Annotated in this window: 20 protein-coding genes; 3 read left to right on the top strand and 17 right to left on the bottom strand. The window is 40.3% G+C overall.

The window, feature by feature from the left end; genetic code table 11:
- Positions 1-47: 47 nt before the first annotated feature.
- Together ACN6MV_RS03755 and ACN6MV_RS03750 are read right to left on the bottom strand one after the other, a co-directional pair.
- On the bottom strand, positions 48-836 hold the full coding sequence (locus ACN6MV_RS03755) for a response regulator transcription factor (protein ID WP_419885737.1): 789 nt from the start codon (positions 834-836) through the stop codon (positions 48-50).
- Positions 805-2,442 (bottom strand): sensor histidine kinase, encoded by a 1,638-nt coding sequence (locus ACN6MV_RS03750; protein ID WP_419885736.1) that lies wholly within the window; start codon positions 2,440-2,442, stop codon positions 805-807. The genes ACN6MV_RS03755 and ACN6MV_RS03750 overlap by 32 nt, the downstream gene beginning before the upstream one ends.
- A gap of 224 nt (positions 2,443-2,666) precedes the next feature.
- Here ACN6MV_RS03750 and ACN6MV_RS03745 point away from each other — a divergent pair, with 224 nt between their 5' ends.
- Positions 2,667-4,457 (top strand): flavocytochrome c, encoded by a 1,791-nt coding sequence (locus ACN6MV_RS03745; protein ID WP_419885735.1) that lies wholly within the window; start codon positions 2,667-2,669, stop codon positions 4,455-4,457.
- Positions 4,458-4,806: 349 nt separating this feature from the next.
- Here the strand turns inward: ACN6MV_RS03745 and ACN6MV_RS03740 are convergent, their stop codons facing one another.
- The 4 genes from ACN6MV_RS03740 to ACN6MV_RS03725 all read right to left on the bottom strand — a co-directional run bounded on the left by ACN6MV_RS03740 (position 4,807) and on the right by ACN6MV_RS03725 (position 8,510).
- On the bottom strand, positions 4,807-4,989 hold the full coding sequence (locus ACN6MV_RS03740; RefSeq protein ID WP_419886713.1) for a hypothetical protein: 183 nt from the start codon (positions 4,987-4,989) through the stop codon (positions 4,807-4,809).
- A 516-nt stretch (positions 4,990-5,505) separates the two neighbouring features.
- Positions 5,506-6,375 (bottom strand): PhzF family phenazine biosynthesis protein, encoded by an 870-nt coding sequence (locus ACN6MV_RS03735; RefSeq protein ID WP_419885734.1) that lies wholly within the window; start codon positions 6,373-6,375, stop codon positions 5,506-5,508.
- Positions 6,376-6,684: 309 nt separating this feature from the next.
- A complete protein-coding gene (locus ACN6MV_RS03730) occupies positions 6,685-8,211 on the bottom strand; it encodes a recombinase family protein (protein ID WP_419885733.1) in 1,527 nt (508 codons plus the stop codon).
- Positions 8,208-8,510 (bottom strand): hypothetical protein, encoded by a 303-nt coding sequence (locus ACN6MV_RS03725; protein WP_419885732.1) that lies wholly within the window; start codon positions 8,508-8,510, stop codon positions 8,208-8,210. Before ACN6MV_RS03725 ends, ACN6MV_RS03730 begins: the two co-directional genes overlap by 4 nt.
- A 347-nt stretch (positions 8,511-8,857) precedes the next feature.
- Here ACN6MV_RS03725 and ACN6MV_RS03720 point away from each other — a divergent pair, with 347 nt between their 5' ends.
- Positions 8,858-10,060: a hypothetical protein gene (locus ACN6MV_RS03720; protein WP_419885731.1), complete on the top strand. Its 1,203-nt coding sequence runs from the start codon at positions 8,858-8,860 to the stop codon at positions 10,058-10,060.
- A 17-nt stretch (positions 10,061-10,077) separates the two neighbouring features.
- On the opposite strand, the gene ACN6MV_RS03715 is transcribed toward ACN6MV_RS03720, so the two are convergent.
- The 10 genes from ACN6MV_RS03715 to ACN6MV_RS03670 all read right to left on the bottom strand — a co-directional run bounded on the left by ACN6MV_RS03715 (position 10,078) and on the right by ACN6MV_RS03670 (position 22,187).
- On the bottom strand, positions 10,078-10,824 hold the full coding sequence (locus ACN6MV_RS03715) for a hypothetical protein (protein WP_419885730.1): 747 nt from the start codon (positions 10,822-10,824) through the stop codon (positions 10,078-10,080).
- Between the two features lie 448 nt (positions 10,825-11,272).
- Positions 11,273-11,413, bottom strand: a complete 141-nt coding sequence (locus tag ACN6MV_RS03710) for a hypothetical protein (protein ID WP_419885729.1) — start codon at positions 11,411-11,413, stop codon at positions 11,273-11,275.
- Between the two features lie 472 nt (positions 11,414-11,885).
- A complete protein-coding gene (locus ACN6MV_RS03705; RefSeq protein ID WP_419885728.1) occupies positions 11,886-13,106 on the bottom strand; it encodes a restriction endonuclease subunit S in 1,221 nt (406 codons plus the stop codon).
- On the bottom strand, positions 13,093-14,664 hold the full coding sequence (locus ACN6MV_RS03700; RefSeq protein ID WP_419885727.1) for a type I restriction-modification system subunit M: 1,572 nt from the start codon (positions 14,662-14,664) through the stop codon (positions 13,093-13,095). Before ACN6MV_RS03700 ends, ACN6MV_RS03705 begins: the two co-directional genes overlap by 14 nt.
- Positions 14,661-15,269 (bottom strand): restriction endonuclease subunit S, encoded by a 609-nt coding sequence (locus tag ACN6MV_RS03695; RefSeq protein WP_419885726.1) that lies wholly within the window; start codon positions 15,267-15,269, stop codon positions 14,661-14,663. Before ACN6MV_RS03695 ends, ACN6MV_RS03700 begins: the two co-directional genes overlap by 4 nt.
- A 111-nt stretch (positions 15,270-15,380) precedes the next feature.
- Complete coding sequence (locus tag ACN6MV_RS03690; protein ID WP_419885725.1) at positions 15,381-18,134, bottom strand: type I restriction endonuclease subunit R; 2,754 nt, start codon at positions 18,132-18,134, stop codon at positions 15,381-15,383.
- Between the two features lie 181 nt (positions 18,135-18,315).
- Positions 18,316-20,907, bottom strand: coding sequence for a hypothetical protein (locus ACN6MV_RS03685; RefSeq protein WP_419885724.1), 2,592 nt, complete (start codon positions 20,905-20,907; stop codon positions 18,316-18,318).
- 247 nt (positions 20,908-21,154) lie between these two features.
- Positions 21,155-21,340 (bottom strand): hypothetical protein, encoded by a 186-nt coding sequence (locus ACN6MV_RS03680; protein WP_419885723.1) that lies wholly within the window; start codon positions 21,338-21,340, stop codon positions 21,155-21,157.
- Between the two features lie 341 nt (positions 21,341-21,681).
- Entirely contained in the window at positions 21,682-21,921 is a 240-nt protein-coding gene (locus tag ACN6MV_RS03675) for a hypothetical protein (protein WP_419885722.1), read from the bottom strand.
- A gap of 14 nt (positions 21,922-21,935) precedes the next feature.
- Entirely contained in the window at positions 21,936-22,187 is a 252-nt protein-coding gene (locus tag ACN6MV_RS03670; protein ID WP_419885721.1) for a hypothetical protein, read from the bottom strand.
- A 241-nt stretch (positions 22,188-22,428) separates the two neighbouring features.
- Here ACN6MV_RS03670 and ACN6MV_RS03665 point away from each other — a divergent pair, with 241 nt between their 5' ends.
- Positions 22,429-22,893, top strand: a complete 465-nt coding sequence (locus ACN6MV_RS03665) for a hypothetical protein (protein ID WP_419885720.1) — start codon at positions 22,429-22,431, stop codon at positions 22,891-22,893.
- Between the two features lie 71 nt (positions 22,894-22,964).
- On the opposite strand, the gene ACN6MV_RS03660 is transcribed toward ACN6MV_RS03665, so the two are convergent.
- Positions 22,965-23,864: a hypothetical protein gene (locus tag ACN6MV_RS03660; RefSeq protein WP_419885719.1), complete on the bottom strand. Its 900-nt coding sequence runs from the start codon at positions 23,862-23,864 to the stop codon at positions 22,965-22,967.
- Between the last annotated feature and the right edge of the window lie 120 nt (positions 23,865-23,984).

Here is a 23,984-nt window from a genome sequence, read left to right as displayed (position 1 = left end):
ATATATGGTGGCGCCTAATTGCTGTGGCGTTCTACTAAATTGATGCCCTATCCATAACCGAACGGATGCTTTTTGTACTCCAAGGGGCTTGAGCCGACTCTATTTTTGAACACACGACTAAAATAGTACTGGCTCTTATACCCTACCTTCACGGCCAGATCCCCGATTTTGATATTCGGCATTACGTCATCCAGAATCTCCTTCGCCTTCGATATCCGAAGCTCGGTGACATAGTCAAGGAATGAAGCACCGATTTCTTGCTTCATACGCTTGCTAAGATAGGTTTGGTTGATATGAAATAGCGATGCTACTCGAGTAATAGACAGCTCCGGATCCTGATAATGACTGTCAATATACTCGATCACTTTTTGGATAAGCACTGTTCCATCCCCTGTATACCCGGGAAGCCCCAGCTCCTTATCCACCCTGCTTTCATGTGAATACAAAGGATATTTTACCTGAAGATGCTCATCGATCCGATGAAGCAGCTTGTTCAGATCACTCTTCGGCACAGGTTTCAATACATAATCGAATGCTTGCAGTTGCACGGCTTGACGCGCATATTCAAAGTTATCGTAGCCGCTGATGATTACAACTAGAACCGACGGGCAGCGTTCGCGCAATATATTTATCAGATCGAGCCCATTCATATTCGGCATGTTGATGTCCACAAGACATACATGTGGTGGGGCTTCCTCCACCATATTCAATGCTTCGTTTGCACTTTTCGCTTCTCCTGCAACTTCAAAAAGATACGAACTCTCCTCAATGTATTGTCGCAAGCCTTTGCGAATGATCGTTTCATCATCGACGATGACAATCTTCCACATCTTCATTCCGCTCCCCTTCCAAAGGTATTCGAATGACCATAACGGTAATGCCATCTTCACTCTTCACTGCAAGGCCATATGGCACCCCGTAAGCTAGTCGAATGCGATGGTTTACGCTGTATAGCCCAAAGCCTGTGGCAGAACGATCATATTTATCATCAAGAAGGGCTTGATTCATCTGTTCAAGCTTCTCTTCAGGAATCATAACCCCATTATTTTTAACCTTAATGACCAAATAATCGACCTGTTTATATGCTGTGATCGAAATTTTGCACTTTTGATCCCTAAGTGGCTTAATCCCGTGATAAATCGCATTTTCCACCAACGGCTGCAGCATGAAGCGAACGACTTGGCACTGAGCAAGCTTTTCATCATATCGAAGCTCGTAGTCCAGAATCTCCTCATATCGCACGCCTTGAATATGAAGATAACTCTCGACATGGTACAACTCCTGATCAAGCAGAATGTAGGGACTGCCTGTGCCAAGCCCTAATCGGAAATACGCGCTAAGCGCTTCCACTATCTCCACCACATTGTCTGCTCCATGTTCCGTTGCCATCCACTGGATCGTATCCAATGTGTTGTATAAAAAGTGCGGCTTGATCTGCTCATGAATCAGTCTGAGTTCCATCTCCTTTCGCTCCTGTTCCACAGCGTATAATTGAACAAGCATGTCATTGAAGCTTCGCCCAAGATCGCCGATCTCATCCGAGCGCGTAACATCTGCTCGTATGGTTTGGTTGCCGTTCTGCACATTTTCCATTACCTGGCGAAGCGACTGAATTGGACGAATAATGGAAGAAGCAAGCAGCATCAGAAAGACGATAAACGCACTACCGATAAGAACGCCTACCAGCAATGCAGTCCGCTGAGTTTTGATCACCGCTAGCGATAGACTTGAATTCGGTACTTCGAGTACTAGCTTCCAGCCTTCCACATTTTGAATTGGAGCCTCAAATACACTCATGTTCTTCTTATCTGCTGTATCATCCGCTCCATCCCCTTCACCCAGCTCTCTGCAATCGATGATAAGCTGGCCTGACTGGTCATATAGCATTACATCTTGAGCAATCTCCTTCATCTTCTTGACGGAGACAGCTGCGGCAATATAAGCTACCTCATCATTCACCGATGGATTCACACGATAGAGAATGACGACGATTTCAGCTGCATTCGCTTTGGATACGATCGGATTGCTCACCACATAATTGGAATCTGAATGTAGCAGTAGTTTTCGATAGTAGGGTCGGTTTAGTATCGAAAAAGGCTTGTCCCTTGCTGACCAGGAATTTCCGTGAATATCCACCACGCGTATGGATTCGTACTCTACTTGCTTTTTCGCCTCGAACTTATCGATCTCTTGCAGCAATTCATCTCGTGTCCAATGATGGTCCGAAGCTAGAGAAGCAAGCATGTCTATCTCACCGATGCGCTGATTAAACCAATAATCGATCTGGTCGCTGCGTGCAGTAACCACTTGCTGCGTTAAGTTCTTATTCAAAGGGACAACCGTATGGTTCATCTCCAAATATATTGTTACAAGTAATGCAATGAACAGCAGCAAGAAGCAGCTTCCTGCGATTAACGTAATTTTTAAGTGAATTGTTTTCATTGTAATCATAGCCCTTCACAATATCCGTTTCTTACATGCCCGAAAAAGACAAAAAAACGCTAATCTGTGCAAATACATAATGCTGTACTAAATCTATAATAGATCTTGTGCATATTTTCACATGAAATAACATTCATGTCTAGGCTAGAGATGAATGATTTGCCTAGCAAATCTTCCTCTCCCTAGTGTATGTAACCAATTCATAACAGAATGAAGGAGATATTATGCGAACTCACACGAAAAAGCTGTTATCTATTCTACTAGTCCTCAGTCTTATGTTCACGCTTGCTGCCTGCGGCGGTAAAGAGGCAGCACCGGCTGCAGATGCAAACGGAGTTCAAGTCTTTGAAGGAGTTGGGCAAGGTAAACATGGCGATATTAAAGTACAAGTTTCCTTATTAGATAACAAGATCACTGACATTAAAGTAACAGAGCACAAGGAAAACGAAGTACTTGCAGAGCCTGTTTATACGCAGCTCAAGCAAGATGTCATGTCAACTAACAGCGCAAAAGTTGATGCCATTAGCGGATCTACGGCTACAAGCAAAGGATATCTCGAAGCCATTCAAGATGCAATTACGAAGTCTGGACTTACTCTTGTCGCTGGCGCTGCAGTCAGTGGAAGCAAAGATAAAGAAGAAGCCGAGCAAACCTATGATGTTGTCGTCATCGGTGCCGGGGGTGCTGGCTTTAGTGCGGCTATCGAAGCGAACAGCGCTGGAGCTAATGTAGTTCTGCTCGAGAAAATGCCAACTGTTGGCGGCAACACATTGATCTCCGGTGGTGAGATGAATGCGCCTGACAACTGGGTTGAACGTGCTCTTGGCATCACTGATGACACGGCTGACCTGTTCTATGATGATACGATGAAAGGCGGAGACAACCTCGGGGATCCTAAGATGGTTCGTATTCTTGCCGACAATGCACTAGCATCTGCCGAATGGCTGCGCGATGAAATCAAGGTAGAGTTCTTACCTGATCATCTGTTCCAATTTGGAGGCCATTCCAGAAAACGTGCGTTGATTCCTGTAGGTCATACAGGTGCTGAATTAATTACCAAGTTAAAAGCCAAAACAGACGCTGACCGAATCACGATCAAAACGAATATGAAAGCTGAAACCTTGCTCAAGGACGAAAGCGGCAAAGTGACCGGTGTAACTGCGACTTCGGGTACTGGCGACAAGATCACATTCCATGCGAACAAAGGCGTCATCATCGCTACCGGTGGTTTTGGATCCAATGTAGAGATGCGTAAAAAGTATAATCCTAAAATGGATGAAAAATATATGTCTACCGACACACCAGGATCTACAGGTGACGGTATCGTTATGGCAGAAACGATTGGCGCCAAGCTGACAAACATGGAGAATATTCAAACGTATCCAATCTGTAATCCTGAGACAGGTGTTATTTCCCTGGTTGCAGACTCCCGCTTCGATGGTGCGATCCTGATTAACCAAGAAGGCAAGCGCTTCGTTGAGGAATTAGAACGTCGTGACGTTATTTCTAAAGCAATCCTTGCCCAAACGGGCGGATATACGTATCAATTATGGAATCAAGGCATTGAGGATATCGGTAAAACGATCGAAGTTCATCAAGACGAATACGATCAACTCGTTAAACAAGGCTTGCTCTTTAAAGCCGATACGATTGAAGAGGCGGCTGATTTCTTCAAAATTGACGTGAACAATTTGAAAGAAACAATTAATAAAGTAAATGATTATGCGAAAACAGGTAAAGACCTTGATTTCAAACATCGCGGTGGATTAAAATCTCTTGAAAAAGGCCCTTACTACATCGAAAAAGCTGTACCATCCGTTCACCATACAATGGGCGGATTGGTGATCGACGAGAAGACTCGCGTATTGAATGAAAAAGGCGAAGTCATCCCTGGGCTGTTCGCTGCAGGTGAAGTAACAGGGGTCATTCATGGTGCAAACCGTCTTGGCGGTAATGCCATCGCTGATATCTTCACATTCGGCCGGATTGCAGGCAAACAAGTTGTAGCAGAGTAATCTTATGTTTGTGTAACTGCTCTATTAATAAGTTAGCCTTAAAAACGTGCAAGATAGTTTGTTGAGTGCAGGTTGACTGCTAACTTTCAAGCTGCACTCTATGACATAGCAAACCGCCCTGTAAGCAACATTGCGAACAGGGCGGTTTATTTATGTATTCGTGTCATCGTCACGAAAAAAATAAGCACTGTGACCAAAAGTGTGACCACGTAGATCTTCACGGTTTTTTTATGGCAACAAAAAACCATATACCAAGACGATCACCTATATTGCTAAAAAAAATCGACGATAAAGTTCTCTTCGTCGTTCTCCGCGCAGCTGAGCATATATTTGAGTGGTCGATGCTTTTTCATGCCCTAGCATGCCTTAAATATAAGGTTTTACAGTTGTCTTTACGGCTGGCCAGATACTTCTTTAGCCACACTTTGACTCTGTCGTGAAATAAACCTACCTCTCTCTGCTTTGAACCCTTGCCATTAACATTTACAGAGCAGTCTCCCCAGTTAAGATCCTCGATATTTATCTTCTCCACTTCTCCAACTCGGCAGCCCGTACTAGCGTATGCTTTCAATGTTTTCGGTCTAAATCCTTGAATACAGTCTCCACAACTCACTTAAGATCATAATAAAACCTCCTATTAGAGCTATTAAATCTAGTTTGCTTCTAATAGAAGGTTTTAATCTTTCTGATTTGAACTAGTATTCTCCGTTAGTTCAAAAACTTTGCGTTAAAATACGTTCCTAACAACTGGAGTTATATTTTCCAGAATCCTCTCTCAGTTATAAGTTTTCTAATCCCCAATCGTTGTAGGTGTATTTTTCATTATGAGAAACGGGTTTGAAATCTTTACAAAAATCAAGAAGTTTTCGGCTTCTTGTTTCAAAAGATCTATCCCATGTTATGCATTCCTCACCAACAAAGCTACCGATTCCACATGCCTTGAGGTTACAAAAAAGATGCCGCTTGAACCTGGTGGGGCCTTGGCGGAATTCATATGAATTGCTGTTTTGCATATTTAATTTTTCGGTAATCACTGAAAATCAGTTGTTTATATTTCGACTTCCTTTAAAATTAAATTCATCCCTCTCCCGCCGACCTTAACTTCAAAAATCTCATTTTCTTTTACTGCTATAGACACTCGGATTTCCGATGGCTTTTTCATGGAATAACCTTGTTCAAAAATAATACTTGACACTTGTTCCTCATTGATTTTTCCATAGCGGTACAGATAACAACCAAGGGCACCGCTTGATGTTCCTGTGGCAGATTCCTCCGGGATACCATATAAGGGAGCAAAGTTTCTGCAATAAGCATTAGCACCATGTAAGGATTCCAAAGAAAAAACATGGTATCCAACAGTATTGTACTTCTGGCTGATTTCTTTAACTTTATTCATATCTGGCCTGATCCTATCTAAAATCTCAATACTTTTTACAGGAACCATAATATCTCGAAGTCCTGTTGATACAACTTGAACTAACAAGTCTTCTGAAATCTGGGAAGTACTGATGTTCAAGGAATCTGCTATTTCATCTTTATCAATAACTTCCGAAAAAACAGGAATAGATTGATTCATCATAACAAAATTATCGTTATGAATTTCAATGCCAAGTATTCCGGCTCTGGTTTCTTGTTTATACTTACCTTGTTTTAACAAATTGAGACTTGACATTGTATAAAAGGTAGCAATCGTAGCATGACCACATAAGTCCACCTCTTCATTCGGTGTAAAGAATCTCACTTTAAAGTCTGCCATATTTGATTGTAGTACAAAAGCCGTTTCACTGAATCCAAGAATAGCAGCGATTTTTCTCATTTCTTCTTCAGATAATAAATCTGCATTCATAACAACGCCTGCCGGGTTCCCACCGTCTCTTGTTTTAGCAAATGAGTTTAAAGTATATACGTTTATTTTCATATGTTACCAATCTCCTGTAATTTGCGTTAGAATAAACCAGCTATAAGAACAGTTCGAATTATAACATGATATGTTCAGTAATAATAAAGTATTAAAACTCCAGTCCCCCCCTAATCGTTGATGGGGCAGGCTTGGGGAGAGATAGAGAGCAAAGACTTTATTATAAATGCTACGAGTTTATTATGGGGCTACACACTCTTCACCAACAACGCCACCGACTCCACATGTGTTGAATGCACAGTGTCAACACATTAATGGTATAAAAATGGGGGACGATGACACCATCGCCTTCCCGTTAAGAATAGTGCACTATACTTTAAAATTATACTGGATCTTAATATTACCGTCTTTCCTTACCTCGATTCGCTTAACCAACATTAGCAACAACTCGCGATCTAGCTTTTCAAACGAAGTGAGCTTTGCGATATCCGGTAAAGCTGGCTTGTTATCCTCTTGTCCTTTACGTAGATCAGCTAGCTTCTGATTGGAGTCGGATAACTGACCACTGATCCGTCCGAGCATTTGATGATACTCTTCTTTTGTGATATCACCATCGAGCCATTTGTCTTCTGCAGCTTGTTTGCGCCCATCGAGTTTTTTGATCTCTTTCTTCAAAGATGCGATTTCCTTTACGGTACCCCTCTTTTCGCCCTCAACTTCCTTTCGCATCTCTCTTATTAAAGCCTCATTATTCACATGATCGCCCATCAGCTTCTTAATATCGCCTAAGATGAGGTCTACAAGACCTAGTTCGTAAACAGAGTGGCGGGAACAGAAATTTTTCCCTCGTAATTTATAGTTGCCGCACATGTAATGTGTTTTACCGTATGAGCGTTTGACACATTGCATTCCGCCACCGCAATCCGCACAATAAAGAACTTGTGTAAAGAGGTTCGGCATACCACAAGATTTTGTTTTACCTCTCCGGTGGATTAAATCCTGTACAACCCGAAACTGTTCCCTAGAAATAATAGGTGGGTGGTTGTTTTCCATAATGACTTGTTCTTCCTGATTCTTTTTCTTACGCTTCGTACTTCCTAACGCAGCTGCTTGCTCCTTTTGAGCCACTAGATCACCAACATAAACCGGATTAGTCAAAAGGTACTTTATCGACCGTTGGCACCAGTACTGACTTCCGTTTTTACGAATTTGAGTTTGCGCAGGCGTGGGAATTCCTTCTTCATTTAAGCGATTTGCAATTGCCTGCATACCCATGACACCTTCCTGATACCAATCAAAAATTTTCTGAACTATATCTGAAGTGTTATCATCGGCGATGACTAATTTTTTATCCATCTTCTGATAACCATATGGTGTGAATGAACCTGTAAACTCCCCACGTTTCGCTCTAGCCCTCTCTGCCAATCGAATCCAGTCGGAGGTCGTTTGACTTGACATGTGGTACACCATTGAATACATGGCAATCTTACTTTGCCAATCGTAATGATCGGTATCAATGGATTCTGAAAGGGCAATGAAACGAATTCCCTTTTCGACAAGCTTGGGAACAATGGTGTTAAGTTCACCTGCACTCCGTCCAAATCTACTTAGAGATTTTACCAGAATGACATCAAACTTCTTTGCCATCGCATCATCGATCATGCGTTTAAACTTCTCTCTCTTTTTGAAGCTCGACTGCCTCTCGCTATATGATTCATATAAAACCCAACTGTCCTTTTTACGAATATAATCAAGCAGTCCCTCCTCTTGATTAATGACTGAGGAATCCTGTTCCTCAAAAACCGTTGATACACGAACATAAGTGGCTACTTTCACCGTAATTCCCCCAATGGAGGGAACACCTAAACCGTTGTTGACTGTCACATTATAGCTCATTCTTTATCTCCTTTGAAGTGGCTTTTAAGCCAAGTACTTAGAATCACTTGAAGCGTTTGTTCTCCATCGAACTGTCTCTCAACAGTTGCGATAATAGACTCATCACAGAAAATAATACCTTTCGGAATAGGAGCCCTTGTTCTCTTTATTGCTTTATTTCCCGTTTTAGTGGGCTCTTTTTTTCCATCTTTGTTAACCAACTTCTGAGCTTCCCTCAATAGATCCGAAGTAAAACCCTCGCCGATATCCCTTTCTATATCAGCGTCACTTTTGATAAGCTCTTCAACTACATTAGACATGTTAGTCAACCCCGCATCGGTGAATTTGGAGTTTGACCTCCATACATTGAGGGCGGGAACCTCTTGATTACTTAAATCTCAACACCATAACGACAAACTCCAACTCCCCCAATTGCAATTCCATATCCCCCAAAGTTATTCATGTCTTGAAATGAGTTTGTAAAACCCGATTAATGTCGTGCTGCTATGAGTAAATGACAACAACACGAAAAAGAGGTGCCGGTTTAATCGACACCTCTAACGGAGAACCCCTGAGCACATAAACTGAGAAATTTTTGCTATAATGGAGTCATATTGATACTACAATGAGCTGCCTACAACAAGCTCAGTCACAAGGGGAATACGTCATGTCCATACATATAAGAGAACTGCTACCGAAAGGGGTCAGTCTTACCGAATTCAAGACGGGATCGGAGCTACTTTTCACTTGTGAATTAGGGAAGTATACAAATGCGCTTTTACAGAAAAACTTATCAGTTGCGGGTGTTAATGTTTGCGAAGAACTTAAAAAGACAAGTCATTTTAGCTTTGTAGTCCAATCTAAGTTTGTAAATGACTTCTCTTATGGTGATGTCCAATTAGCAAAGTTTAATCATGGTGACTTCTTACTTAAGACCCAAAGTGTTGCGAAAGCAGATATACAGTTTAAAGATCAAAATGTGTACTTTAATTATAACTCCGATGTAAAAGCCAACAGAGAGTTTCGTGGTAAAGCCCGTTCGGCTGCCTATGTAAGCTTAATGGCTTTTGTGTTCGTGAAGAACTTCATTGATCAAGAACCTAATCGTAAGTTGATCATCGACCATGAAGAATACGAACAGAAAGATGGCGAGTATACAGACCTTATCGCTTTACAGAAAAGCGGCATCTTGCCCGAATCCATCCTCGAGATTAAATATAAAATTCAAGGTGTAGTCCAGTTGCCTTGGGAAACCATTGTGAAGGAGTATCGGAGCAAAGGATTAATGAGAGAGGAATACTCCTCAGAAAAGAAGTATGCTTATCTATTGGCGAATGAATTAGAGGTAGGCGACGTTGTCCTACTGTACTCAAGAGACATCAAACCTGACGATGGAGACACCATTGGGAGCTTAAAATCCTGTTACCCCGCTGTTATCAAGAGCTGCACCAAGGAATTTATCACTTTGAGATACTACGGTAGTGTTGAGACTAAGCTGACGCAAAGAACAAGAATGGAACAACTTGTCGACAAGATCGAAGGTCTTAAGGGATGGTTTACTCCGGATGACTTTGAGCGCACCACAAGCAATTTAGAAACCTATTCTTTAGATGCTATCGGGATTGGCACATACACATACATAGAGGATACCTTTATCTTCAAACCAGTTGAAGGGGACATCACTGAGCAATTGTTCAAGGATAAAAACAGCGGTGAACTGATCTCGGTAAAGCTAGATACACTGGATACGATTTACGCTGTCTTCGAAGATCGCAGTGTAAAATATAACAAAGAGAAGTTTCTTGACGAGTACTTCATTTCGAGAGGCAAAACACCAATATACAATAAATATGCGAAAAGAGCCGAGTAAAGTCGGCTCTTCTTAGTTCAGTTAGCATGTTTATCGATTAAATCCTGAAAGCGACTAATATCTTCGCTACCCATGTACTTCGCTTTTATCTTCCACTTTCCATCATTGGTCTTCTCGTCAATAGCCTCTAGGTGATCACGAATAGCACCAAAATTAAAGCCGTTACCATCTTCGTCCTTACCTTGAACGAAAGTGATCGTTGGTATCGGGAGCCTAACATTACCTGTCCTGTTTTCAAGCTCAAGTAATTCGAAATTCAAATCCTCATCTATTTCCAAGAACTCATACGACTTTTTTCCTTCTCGCTCATCAAATTTAACAGCAGTCTTGACTGAGAGGCATATTGCCTTAATACCTTCGAAGCTCACAAATCCCGCATACTCGTCACGAATTACTAGAAACATAAACTCATAATAAGAAAGGCAAAACTCTTCTCCCGCCCATACCTGTCTCGACCCAATATCTGTTTCAAGGTTAACACCCGTATCTTTGTCTATCGTAACATCGATAACTGGAACATCATCAATATCAATATCAGTTTCCAAAAGGACAGCTACTGGCTTCATATCAGTACCGCCTTCATTCCTAGTCGTTTGGATAGAGTTTAGCCCGTAAAGCTCTCTGAAGTGTAGAGTATTCCACTTGCTACCGAGATACTCACGTTCCTCAGGACTCATATTCCCCTTAATAATTTGCATACCTAATTGCTCGATCCTTCTCTTAGTTTCGGATTTTCCATACTGCTTCTGGTCTTTTCTGTTCATGCTTCCACCCCGCTAAATTATTTCACCAACCACTTCTACTATAAATATCGGTAACCGCTAATCTCAATTTCACACAAAAAAAAGCACCCCTCCTGTATTGCAGACTGATAAAAGTCATGCTTTATAGAATAGGTGCAATTATCATCTGTTCCTTCGAATTATGTAAAAATGTCCATGCTTTGATAAGACAGTCTCTGACGTTATAAAAAATCAGAGCTTTTTATAAATATTGATTATAGAAATTACGCTCAGTTCGGGTGGTTAGGCAAAATTTCAAAAGAAAAAGATGCCGAGAATCAGCCGTGGCACTTAAGTTATCCCTCCACTGATATTACTTCCTGCAGATCGTGAAACGTCTCAAAACACCCAGCCTTACCATCAAAACTGCGATAGAAAGTCACTTTATCTAGTGGTTGTTAATCCTGATTACATTCAATCCGTGACGATGTTAAGGATGCACCTCATTAAACGATGCATGAAAGTCACTATCCTTCAAATATTGCTCCAGATCCGACTGTTTACAATTCGGGCAGGATAAAGAATGCTGAATATACTGCAGAATAGAATGCTCACATTGCCCATAGTTCATGATGCTGTCTCTCCCCCTCAATACGGCGAAAGCTCGTATACGACTATTGCTTCCTCAATACTCGTCAGATCGAACTCACCGTCTACGGCTCTGACCAATTCCTTGATTTGATTATGACTATAACCGAACAGATGAGCGTCCAAAATGGCATAGCCAGACGTGCTCTATTGCTCCACCGACTTTCGGTAACCTGAACATTCGAGACTAACAGTTTAAAGCGGCAATCGACACACAACATCAATAATCGTATATTTTCGCCTCTTAAACCATCCCCCTAATGAGTTTTCATCCAATATAACCAGGTGTCTCCTAAAATTCTACGATCTAGTTTGATATATTGAGAAGTGGAATTTTATGTTGATGTTAAAGAGCACTGTCAAGTTGGTAAAAATAGAAAAATAGGAGAGTGTGATATTTTAAGAACCAAATAGAAATTCAAAGGCGTCGTTGATAACGACGCCTTTTTTTTGCATTATCCTAACATTTTACGAGAGAATCCTATCTTCATCTCTGTTAGATACTTTGCCTTTTTCTTTTCTAAAGAAATTTTATTATCAATTAATGACAATATATTGACAATTTTACTTTGCTCATCTAGAGTAGGTACTTTTATACTTATATCTTTGATTTGAGGATATTTCAAATTCCACGTATCCGAAGTGAGACCTTGGGAAAATTTTTTGAATTGGTATATCATTTCCGGGGTCTTAAATAAATAGCCGAAATAGTTACTAATTATTTTTTTCTTTGGTATTAATACAGTATAGGCAGGGCTAACAATACCAGTGTACCTAGAAACACCACTCGAGCCTTGCCACATTCTCATTGAGTTGTATACGATATCCTCTGGTTGAACCATCTTATAATTACTCTTATCATCACTAGAATTATCATTATAATCTATGTCAGACCTGCGGCATACGCCTCCTTTTACTGTCACAGATAATAGTTCTAAATCATTAAAGCCCCGCTCCGATCTCTCACTAAAGATATCTCCTACATTTGATATTTCCCAATCAGGGAACTCCTGTCCATTCTCATCTTTAAAACGCACCTCTTGAGAGAATAATTTTTGCATCATGCCTTTTTTGAGTAACTCTAACTGTCCAATCTTCTCTTGTTGTTTTTGCATTTTCCTTCCAATCAATTTGAAAAAATTTGATATTTTTTTCTGCTCCTCGATCGAAGGTAAAGACACTGGTAAATCTGAGATATCTTCCTGACCGATTGTTGTCATAGTTCCAGTCTTGGCTCTGCTCATAAAAAATTTTCTTGCTCTTGAAGTCAAGCAATACGTCTTTAAATAGTATGGGTCTACTAACTCAATGATAGGTCTGATTCTCATAATATGATCATCAAATACTAAATTAGTGTGTGAATCTAAATTTATATTACAATGGGCAATTCCCTCAAGTTTAAGGGAACTCCTTGTGAAAAAAATATCATTCGATTGAACTTTATATGAACTAAATAACGAGTATGGAATATCAACATATTCCAATTTATTAGTATCTATGACATCATCATGGTATAAATTAACTACATTAATAAACTTAATATCAAAATCGTTTATTCCTGGTCTATTTGACACACCATTTTTAATACCATCCATACTTAAATCAATAAGGCTAACAATGGTTGGAGTATCCTGAAACCCTTTGAATCGAAGAGTAATCAAATCATTTTTCATCATATTTTACAACCTCTAATTCATTTAAGTACTTGTTGAGTTCGTTGTCGATCTCAAATATTTCATTGTCGATTTCCTTAATTCGGTCTTGAACCAGATCAATATCGATCTCTTCTTCTTCTTCAAAGGTGTCAACGTAACGCGGAATGTTCAAGTTAAAGTCGTTAGTCTTTACTTCTTTTAAAGTCGCTGCATACGAATACTTCTCAATGGTTTGGCGGCTCATATAGGTATCAACGATCTTCTCGACATCCTCGTCACGTAAACGGTTTTGATTCTTACCTCTCTCGAACTCATTCGATGCATCGATAAACAGGATATTATCATCGTCTTTTCGACACTTTTTGAACACGAGGATACAGGTTGGAATTGATGTTCCAAAAAAGATGTTAGCAGGTAACCCAATTACCGCATCTAAATAGTTTTTATCCCCGATCAAGTACTTGCGAATAACACCTTCAGCTGCACCGCGGAATAATACCCCATGAGGAAGGACTACTGCCATTGTACCGTTATCGTCAAGTTGGTGAATCATATGTTGAACAAAGGCAAAGTCAGCTTTCGATGCTGGAGCCAATCTTCCATATGCGCTGAAACGTTCATCGTTTAGGAATTTAGCATCCGAACTCCATTTAGCAGAGTATGGTGGATTTGCGACTACTGCTTCAAAACGCTCATCTAAGTGCTTTGGCTCTTCCAATGTATCACCATTTTGAATGTCAAAGTTCTGGTATGAAACATCATGCAACAACATGTTCATTCTAGCCAAGTTATAAGTAGTAGAGGTCTTTTCTTGACCGAAAAACTTTCTGACATTGACTTCCTTACCTACACGTAATACGAGCGATGCCGAACCACAGGTTGGGTCATACACACTTCTCAAATCCTTCTTACCAATAGTGACTATCTTAGCCAGTATCTTCGATACTTGCTGCGGGGTGTAAAATTCACCAGCCTTCTTTCCAGCTGTAGCTGCAAACTGACCAATCAGATACTCATATGCATCTCCCAGTACATCGATCTCTATATCTTCATGAAGGAATGGAATATCATTTATGTTAATCATGATCTTTGCGATCAACTTAGACCGAGATTTCACGTCACGACCCAATTTAGAAGATGCAAGATCCATATCATCAAATAAATGTTGGAAGTCATCTTGGCTTGCTGCGCCGAGCGTTGATTCGGTTACAGCATTAATAGCTCTTTGTAGCATTTCAATATCGAATTTGCCTTGGTCACCTTTACCGATCTCTGCGATCATGTTGGAGAAAAGATACTCTGGTTCAATTACATACCCGATCTGCTGAATTAACTCGTCAGACAATGCATTTCGGTACTCTTCATCTTTCCACGCTTTTGCGTATATAATTCCATCTTCTTCTAAAAGCTTACTAACCCGAGTTTCCGTTTTTTCAGAAAGGTAACGATAGAATATCAGCCCCAGGATGTAGTTCTTGAACTCGTAGGCTTCCATTTGACCGCGCAGGTCATTTGCCATATCCCAAAGCTTCTTGTGCAAATCAGCCTGTTGCTTACGCTGTAATTCAGTTGTAGTCATTTATGCTCCTCCTTGATATACCCCATTATGATTTGTTTGGCATACTGCTGCTCAAGTATGGTTTTCTCTTGTAGCAAGCGATTTTTCCTGTGTAACAACCTATAGACACTACCAACCCTTATCTGGTCTGCCATAGGTGGCAAAATAATCTCTAATGTCCTGAGCATCTGGATTGATAATGCTGCGACGCTAGAACCCTGAGTAGCAACCTTTAATTGTTTCCGGCATTCTGGATGCTCGTTGATAAACCACTCCAAGTAATCAGGAGACAATTCCCCAGTGGGCTCAATGATTGCAAAGTTTGAAGGTATCAATTTACCTACATGCTCCTGCTTTAGAGCAACCGCTCGTTGACCAGTAAGACTGATTAAGACCCAACCTTCTCTTGCAATCGGTAATGAATCAAAACGATCATAAGATACGTACACATCTTGGGTATTACCCGATAAGACACTTAGGTCTGGACTAAGCCACTCATTCATTTCCTTCATCGAATACAAAGGACACTTATAAAGCTCGAGCTTATCCTCTTCTGTTACTGGTACTGTCTGTACACGCGAGAGAAATGCTCCTTGTGTTACTGCTGCACATTGTTCCAGATTCAACCTAACCCTCCCCTAACTGCTATTTAGTAAAATAGCATTAGCTTGCATTTCCATAATAATAAAAAACAGCAGAGAAGGCAAGGCCTTTTTCTGCTATTTTTTAAAATATCACTATGAAAACCGTTTTGTATGCTCTGCAACGAACTCAATGATGCGTTGAATCATCGTTCTCTTCTGAAGGAATGGCAATTTGACAGCATCACTGATCTCCTGTTGGTTAACGAATCCGCCATATTCATATTCTTGAATAAAGCTCTGAACCTCTTCTGATGGTAAGCCAACTTCATCAGCGAATAATTCGATTTCTTTCATGCGTTCCTCTAGTTCAAATGCATTGTAGGTGTCATCCACTGAATCTGCATTCGTAAGAGTTGGTACGACTTTCTGCAGGAAGTCTTTGAGCAATTTCGCCTTAAGTCGAAGCTCTTCGCTGTCTGCACGATTGATTTCGTCCTCGATATCCTTAACAGATTTATTGCGTTGCTCTTCATTTTCGAAATCAATGTTCTTGATCAGGTTCATAATGTAACTTACATTTATCCGGTCTGTATGCATTAACTCGATCGAGAAGTCGACGTTTGCCAAAATCGATTCTTTGCCCCCACCACGTTTGACTTCCTCGTAGATGCGGAGGTACTTACTCTTATAATCCTGATAAGTTTGCTCTTCGATACCTAAGCATTCAGGATCGAACTCAAACTCAGTGAAAGTCTCCAAACGAGTCAAGTACTTCGTTAGATCCCTAAAGCTCACAATAAACTCCTGTTTTTCTTCTTCACATTTCAAATTATCGACCGAAGCAGGTGTCAAAGCTAGGGTTTTCACTTTAGCGAGAGCAGCTTTGAATAGTTGGAGATACTCATCATAGCTCTTCATCAAGACATCGTCAACATTGTCTGTCTTCGAGAACAATCGAATTGCTTCATCTGTATCTTCTTTCAAATTGCGGAAACATACGACGTTACCGTAGGGCTTTGTTGCCTTCTCGGTACGGTTAGTTCTCGAAAACGCCTGAACCAAATTATGATATTTTAAGAAGCGATCCATGTAGAGAATGTTCAAAGTCTTACTATCGAACCCCGTTAAGAAGATGTTTACTACAAATAAGATGTCGATCTGCGCTGTCTTTACCCGCTTGGAGACATCTGCGAAATAACCTTGATACTTATCGGTTGAGAAGTTCGTACCAAACATCCCGTTGTAATCCTTGATGATACGTTCAAGGCTGTCTCTAGAATGCTCATCATGGCCATCGCCTTCATTATCTTCATTCTGACCATATGTGAAGATACCAGCAATCTTTAAGTTATGTGATATCGATTTGAAGGTGTCGTAGTACTTGATCAGCATTGGGATACTGTCTACAGTAAACAAGCCGGTGTAACCTTTACTGCGCGACTTACGATCATGATGAGTTATGATGTTCTCGGCAATCATTTGAATGCGGTCATCATGCATCCATACCTCATCAGTCAAAATACCTTTTACTTTGGTCTTATCGTTCTCATCAACCTTAACATCGACTGTCTTAACATAGTCGACCGAGAACCCCAAGACATTGCCATCATGGATAGCATCTTTAATCAAATATGTATGAAGGCACTTTTCAAAGATATCAGCAGTCACTCGACCATCCTGGCTCTTGTTCACCTCGAAAAGCGGTGTACCTGTGAATCCAAAATACTGTGCCTGTTTAAAGTGGTTATCAACGAGCTTCTTCATTTTACCAAACTGACTACGATGGCATTCATCGATAATGAAGACGACACGTTCTTGCTGATACGGCTTCATTATCTGTTCGTAGCGTGGTTTTTTTATGGCATTCGCCATCTTTTGAATAGTAGTAACGATCAAAGGCTTAGTTAAGTCTGATATTTGTGTTACCAACTTACTCGTATCATCTGTCATATCAACCGAGTCTGGTTCAAACTTATTAAACTCAGCTAAAGTCTGGCTATCCAAGTCCTTACGGTCGACTAGGAAGAATACTTTTTTGATGTGTGATTCATTGGCAAGGATCTGGCTCGCCTTAAAGGAAGTCAATGTCTTACCGCTACCTGTAGTATGCCAGATATATCCGTTGTTATTAGTCTCCAAGGCACGTTTAACAAGAGCTTCGACAGCAAAGACTTGGTATGGTCTCATAACCATGAGCTGCTTCTCAGTCTCATTCAGCACCATATATCTGGCGATCATTTTTGACATATGACACTTCTCTAAGAAGCTCGATGCGAATTCACTTAGGTTAGTAACCCGATTGTTCTCCGCATCCGACCAAAAGAATGTATGCGAGAACAAGATGTCACCATCGGAGTTGGCAAAGTACTTCGTGTCTACCCCATTACTAACGATGAACATCTGTAGGTAACGATATAGCCCACGGAATGAGTGTTTGCGATACCTCTGAATCTGGTTGAAAGCCTCCTTAAAATCTAAGCCGCGGCGCTTTAACTCGACTTGTATAATCGGAAGTCCGTTTATGAATAAGGTTATATCATAACGGTTTTTGTACTTTCCTTCTACAGTGGTCTGGTTGGTGACCTGAAAGTTATTTTTGCACCACTCACGAGTATTCATCAGCTCCAGATAAACAAGTGTTCCATCATCACGTTGGAACACTTGTTTATCTCTGAGGATCTTGGCGGAGTCGAAGATACTCTTCCCATCAATTTGGGTCAAAAACCTACTAAACTCCGACTCAGTTAAGGGCTGTCCGTTTAGTTTCTTCTCATTAAACCTATTCAGTTGCTGTTTAAAATTTTCGACCAATGATTCATAATCATTTATGGTAACCTGTTCGTAACCTTGGCGAACAAGTTGCTCTATTAAATTTTTCTCAAGCTGCGCTTCTGATTGATACGACAAAACTATACCCCCTCGGAACTAGTTAAGTTTAATTCTTCACTTGCCATAGCTCTACAATATTCCACAAACAAGAACTCATTTCCTTCATATGACCCTATTAAACAACTAGATCAATCGAAGGTATGTTATTTTACAAAGAAAAAGAGACGCAGCAAAAACTGCATCTCTGTTACAATCCGCACTAAATAGCGTCTCTTTGAACTACTTCATGTGTTAGTAATGACATATCCATTACTTCTATTTCTCTAAACTGCTGCGTTATTAACTTATCAAATATTGTGTTTACATGATCCTTTGTAAAGAAGTGAGTCTTATTAGTAAATGATTGAAATAACCAGTGCAAATAGTAGTTTTTGGATAATTCAACTTCTTCATAGTTTTCTCTATACTTAGAATGGAGATAAGTTAAAACTTCAGTAGTAATAAAAATCGGCTTAGTTCTTATAGTATCTTTTAGCTGGTCTTGGAAATGTTTAATTGTCGTCTGTACTTGAGCTTGATTAAAACAATTTGAAATAAAGATATGCCCACTTAGCTGCTTATTCTTTGCATAACTTCTAATCAAATCGGAGTCATTAAGATCTCTTACATATTGAACAGCTTTTCTTTGCTCACCAATTTCTAATGGATATCCTTCATTTTTGTAGGACATTTTAAAATCAAAAGAAAATGCGAACCTTTCTTTATCATCTCTCACGTAGGATAAAGAAAATACCCCTTCAGGTAGCTGTTTTCCACTTTGTTGTTTTCCCCACTTAACTGAATTCGGAAACATGTCCTTTAATATAGCAAACCCGTCATCCTCTAGATCACCAGGCGTATATTTTTTCTTATCAATTTTATCTGGGTCACCTTCGATTTTGCAAATTGATTCGTAAGACTTGTTCGCTGCTGAAGCTACGTAATTCTTTGCCCTTAATTCTAGATTGTTAAATATATTATCAAAGAATGGCTTTAGTTCATTATCCTTTTGCACATAAAGTTTTCCGAAACTAATGGCTTGAATACATTCACTCGAATATTTAGTAATGAACTTCTCCTGTTGTCCGAGGAATACAATAATTAAAGGGGTCATCATTTTATGAAGCTTTGTTAAGAGTCTACCATCAACTGTTTGCTCAGTAATTAGGACTTGAAGAAGCTTTTGGTCAGAAGCACGCTCAAGTCTGATTAATTTGAGAGTGGTATCACCAAAAGTTAGGGTGGAATCATCATGCATTATCCAATTACCATCACTACACCAAATCCTCAACTGTCTTTTTACTTCCTTCTTGATTTTAGCAATATCCAAGACTGTTGAAGTACTATTCACTTTTTTCAGTGGACTATCACAGAGAGGACATTCGTCAGTCTGTTCAGATTGGTTGTCAAACTTTGCTTCATAAGGACAATCACTGCTTGTACATTCTACATAAGTTTCTATACTGTTCTTCAAATATGTTTTTTTAATAAGTGCATCATAAACTTCTTTTGTGTCACCATAACTTGTTTTATGAGTATCACGTTGCCCCATCACGTAATCAATTAAATCCGCTTGTCCATCAGAAAATTTATTGTTTGCAATTTCTCGAAATATTGGTACCCCAAATTTTTCAAAAAATTTTGTTTTTATTCCCTCAAGTGCGTCCTTCTCAATCAAACTGTCATCCATTGTGAAAATTACATTACCATTATCTTGCACTATGGAACGAATAACTCTGCTGACTCCGAATGATTTAAACGAGATTGAAGCGAGATCTTTAATGCTTTCAACGTTTATACAACCTTTTTCACTAGCATCCATTACTGAAGACCACACGTCCATATTTTTAGTCTGCAATGTAAGCTCAGGTGAATTTACAATTGGACTTCCACGAAAAACGATTTTTTCAACAAGAAAATCATTAACCGCTTTACCAGTGGCTGTTTTACCATTCAGAACAGTTTCAATAAATACAGATTTGTCATACTCGTGATAAACATCTGTCGAGAAGGTGGTCAATGTACCTTCAAAAGTATTTTCAATATACTTTTTTATTGCTTGACCTTCAAATTGAACTTTCGTTTTAATTTCTACTTTACCATCATCGGAGTTCATCTCAAACATGAGAGTATTAACTTCCTGATGTCTTATTGCCTGCTTGTAATCAGCAATTGAAGTGTCATTAACTTGTTTATATAACAATCCAATAAATCGACTTTCCCTAATAGCACAATATGAATGAATTCGGTATTTATTGGTTTCTTTTGAACCCTTGTATAATAAGTTACATAGAGCGTCTTCAAATCCCTTTTCTGTAAGCACTTTTCTAGCCTTAATTGAATCTAACTTTTTATCTAACGCAAATATGTCTCCAGTCCCACGGACAGTCCAAAGATGATAAGTCATTAACGAGACTAATTGCGAGGGAGTCTGCTCGAACAAATGATGTAGCTGTGCTAGTGGGAATTTATAGCTTTGCTCTTCAGAATTAGATTGGTAAAAATTTGGTATTGTCTTCTTCTTTCGATTTTGAAAATCGCGCAACAAGAGAGCCAGAGCCAGCTTTTTCTCCGACAGGTTTACCAGTTCATTAGTGATTGCTTCTTTATCCTCTGTATTTTTCAATATTGAACCTGTTACATCAGCAAACTCCTTTAGTTCTTCTACAGACATCGTTTCAATAAATTGTCTCAATTGTTTTGATTTCTGTTCTTTATCTAATTCATTAATAGCATCATATCGAACCCCTAATTCCCGCCAAAACACATCATTGACACTACTATGTTCCTTATATAGTCCGTTGGCAGACATCCCCACACCCCAATCCTACATATACTGGAATTTCTGTAGATCTAGTATCAGCGTATAGTATGATTGTAGTGCAAGTCAAACAAATCCTGATTTAATCCATCCTTCTTTGCCGAATCTCGTCCTTGAATGTCTAATAAATTTTTTGATATCCTTCTTCTAAGTACCTCGATAAAGAACTTACTGAATAAATTACCAGTCATTTCACATAACAATCCCTGTTAGCTCGCCTCAGCTAAACATATCTGCATCACTTGTTTCTGTCTCCTGGCGCGAAATCATTTTGATACCACCTAACAGAATTAGAGGAATGGGTTAGGTATGTCTTGGCAGTAGTGTCTTTGAGAATACCGACTTTCAGCTTCTCCGTTACCTCTTTTTCATATGCTTCATATAGCAGTTTAAACTGTTTGATGAAATCTTGGGATGTCCTCACTGAAAACAACTCCTCTATCAATAGTTTAATCCATTATATCTAGTTGCCGGTTTTTACATAAATAATTAGAGTGTTGTGGTTAGGCTGTATGACATAGTTCCACCCTTTGCGTTAAATATGCGCAAAATTGTTGTAACTTTCATACCCTCTATCGGCAGTAACAATGGTTTTGTCTTTAATGGAGGAACGGTCAACCCTATCTGCTATAATGACCTTGATTTAAGTAACAAAGGATTTTCCATGTCAAAAAAGAAAGCTGCCGTTATTCGCGGCAGCTGCAGAACCCCACGAATTAACAAGCCCCAGAACCTCTGGTTGGAGGATAACTGGAGCTTTCGACTTTATGCCTTCAGAAGCTGTGAAATGACGCCGTTGGTGTACTTGGCAGGATACTTATGACACTTACCATTAAGCAGTCGTCTAATGAAATTTATGTGCTGTATGACTGCACCAGCCGATCTACTCATCGCAGAAAACTGTGCCAACACAAGAGGGATCATCTGCTGTGCCGTCATTGACTTACCATGTCGGTTCACCACATAGGCAAAAGCCATGTCCTCTTGTATATCGTATTCTTTCATGTATTAGCCTCCTCCTAGTTAGTTATTTCTAAGCCGGAGTGAATCCCGAAAAACATCTTGTGCTTGTCGTGAAGCTTATCGTAGTCGATGTCCTTTAAAGTTACCCGATCAAACAATAGGAAGTGCTGCCGAACCGCGTCTAATGTGCGATCTTCGAATTCTGGTCGAACATCGATGATACGTTGACAGAAATGATATTGCTCTTCACGCTTTTGACCATGCTGTGTTGCGGCAATCATCCTGCGCCATTCGAACAGCAACGACACTGTAATGATGTCTTCCACTTCAGTCCAGTCACGAGTTCTCAAACAAAACCAACTCCATTCGGATTAATATATAATAAACAATATCAGTAGTACCAACGGTTTTCAAGCTTATAACTCAAATAAATACATTCCATTTGATTTAATACCATTTTCAGTTTGACACCATTAGTAGTTAATAATATAACGATTGTGTAATTCCATATGGTTACAAACCAATTAATAATAGAAAGAGTGATGCAAAATGGCACAGGTGTTCACACCTCATTTCACCCTCCACGTAATTGCATCTACCCCGCACCCGAAGCAAACTGAATATCGGGTCGGACGCGGATACGAACAGTGGGACACGCAAGTCTCCATCCGCAAGACGCAGATGGTCTACCAAGGCAAAGTTGCAGGGAAGGTCGTTCCTTCCTTCCCCGAGAATACGCTCGACGTGGTCGCGGTCAACTACGCTATGGATCTGCTATCCAAAGGATGGGGCGTTTACGCTAAGAACAAGCGTAATGTGGTCATCGTCAAAAAGATCAACCCGAAGCAAACTGAAAATGAGCTCAGTGAATTGGCTCAGGATGAAATCTTCGACTTTTACAGCGATCTCTACCCTAATCAGGTGGTCGATGTAATGCAACGCAATAGTGAACGGCTGGTTGGCGACCTTGTCGCATTTGTCTTCGACGTCAACATCGGCTTCAATACCCTGTAATAGCAAAAAGAAAGAACCTCGCCTAAGAGTGCGTGAGAGGTTCTTTAGGTTATTGAGGTTGGTATATTCCCTTACGATACGCTTTCCGTAGGTTCCTCTGAAGCTGCCTTATCAGGTTTGCTCCCATTTTTAAAAGCGGAATTACCTTCGAGCTTACCCAGCAAGATCTTCCTAGCCAGCTTGTACTCCACACCAACCATCCCGATCCGAATAAGGAACAGTCTGAATGTAAATTTATCGTTGTCCGTTTCTTTAGACTTAGACGAAGCATACTTCAATGTCTGTGCAGTTTGGTTCAACAGTTCAACCAACTGTGTGTACGCTTGGATCTTCTCAGCAGACGGTCCGCCTTGGAAGAACTTAAAGGTGAGCTTCTTGTTGTAGAAGTCGAAGGTGATGCCTGGGCAGAAGTTACTCACTTCCGAGATTTTCGCCATCAGCTTCTCACTGGTGTCGATAGTCGGTTCGTGGATCGCCGCGATGAAGGCATCCTCGATAATGTTCCCGTTATAGCCAAGTGCTTTCGCAATGAGTGCTTGGCGGCTGTAAATAAGGTTGACCAAGTTTCTCAAAGTAAGCCCCGTATGACCTTTCAGTTCCACTGTAATCTCGAGGTCAGTAATACTCGATTCGGATTCTTCAGAAGGCTCTGCCGGTTCTGCGGGATCCTCACCCTCGACTGAAGGAGCAGGATTGTTCGAGGCTTCCGGTTCAGCAGGGGCAACAGAATTGGAGGGATCTTCAGGATAAGCAAAAGCGGCAACCCCATTAACAGACAAGCTGTTCAACAGGCTGTCTAGATCGACAAGGTTAGCCTCTGAATCAATTACCTTTCCGTTCTGGTCGACTACATAGATACCGTTGGACGTTTCGAATGCATAGGTAAAACTCGGTGCTCCCATGTAGCGCGGCTGAACGCCGAAGTGATTACTTAGTACTTTGACTAATTCTTTTCTGCTCTTTCTGTTCATAACAACCCCCAAGATAATTTGGCGTTTTCAATGAGATAGGTGATAGCCACCTTTCATTGAGGTTGTTGTATTTTTGCTTCCTTCAAAGCGAATTGCAAGTAATTATCGTGCCTACCCCAC

The organism is Paenibacillus sp. B-A-8 (assembly GCF_048572915.1).
Lineage (GTDB): Bacteria > Bacillota > Bacilli > Paenibacillales > Paenibacillaceae > Paenibacillus_AQ.
The sequence above is the reverse complement of the archived record's forward strand: the minus strand, read 5'-3'. Positions and strand labels throughout refer to the sequence as shown.

Bases quoted from the DNA above. Each gene is read 5' to 3' on its own strand.
- ACN6MV_RS03755 (WP_419885737.1), bottom strand. From the start codon at position 836: ATGAAGATGTGGAAGATTGTCATCGTCGATGATGAAACGATCATTCGC.
- ACN6MV_RS03750 (WP_419885736.1), bottom strand. From the start codon at position 2,442: ATGAAAACAATTCACTTAAAAATTACGTTAATCGCAGGAAGCTGCTTC.
- ACN6MV_RS03745 (WP_419885735.1), top strand. From the start codon at position 2,667: ATGCGAACTCACACGAAAAAGCTGTTATCTATTCTACTAGTCCTCAGT.
- ACN6MV_RS03735 (WP_419885734.1), bottom strand. From the start codon at position 6,375: ATGAAAATAAACGTATATACTTTAAACTCATTTGCTAAAACAAGAGAC.
- ACN6MV_RS03730 (WP_419885733.1), bottom strand. From the start codon at position 8,211: ATGAGCTATAATGTGACAGTCAACAACGGTTTAGGTGTTCCCTCCATT.
- ACN6MV_RS03725 (WP_419885732.1), bottom strand. From the start codon at position 8,510: ATGTCTAATGTAGTTGAAGAGCTTATCAAAAGTGACGCTGATATAGAA.
- ACN6MV_RS03720 (WP_419885731.1), top strand. From the start codon at position 8,858: ATGTCCATACATATAAGAGAACTGCTACCGAAAGGGGTCAGTCTTACC.
- ACN6MV_RS03715 (WP_419885730.1), bottom strand. From the start codon at position 10,824: ATGAACAGAAAAGACCAGAAGCAGTATGGAAAATCCGAAACTAAGAGA.
- ACN6MV_RS03710 (WP_419885729.1), bottom strand. From the start codon at position 11,413: ATGAACTATGGGCAATGTGAGCATTCTATTCTGCAGTATATTCAGCAT.
- ACN6MV_RS03705 (WP_419885728.1), bottom strand. From the start codon at position 13,106: ATGATGAAAAATGATTTGATTACTCTTCGATTCAAAGGGTTTCAGGAT.
- ACN6MV_RS03700 (WP_419885727.1), bottom strand. From the start codon at position 14,664: ATGACTACAACTGAATTACAGCGTAAGCAACAGGCTGATTTGCACAAG.
- ACN6MV_RS03685 (WP_419885724.1), bottom strand. From the start codon at position 20,907: ATGTCTGCCAACGGACTATATAAGGAACATAGTAGTGTCAATGATGTG.
- ACN6MV_RS03675 (WP_419885722.1), bottom strand. From the start codon at position 21,921: ATGAAAGAATACGATATACAAGAGGACATGGCTTTTGCCTATGTGGTG.
- ACN6MV_RS03665 (WP_419885720.1), top strand. From the start codon at position 22,429: ATGGCACAGGTGTTCACACCTCATTTCACCCTCCACGTAATTGCATCT.
- ACN6MV_RS03660 (WP_419885719.1), bottom strand. From the start codon at position 23,864: ATGAACAGAAAGAGCAGAAAAGAATTAGTCAAAGTACTAAGTAATCAC.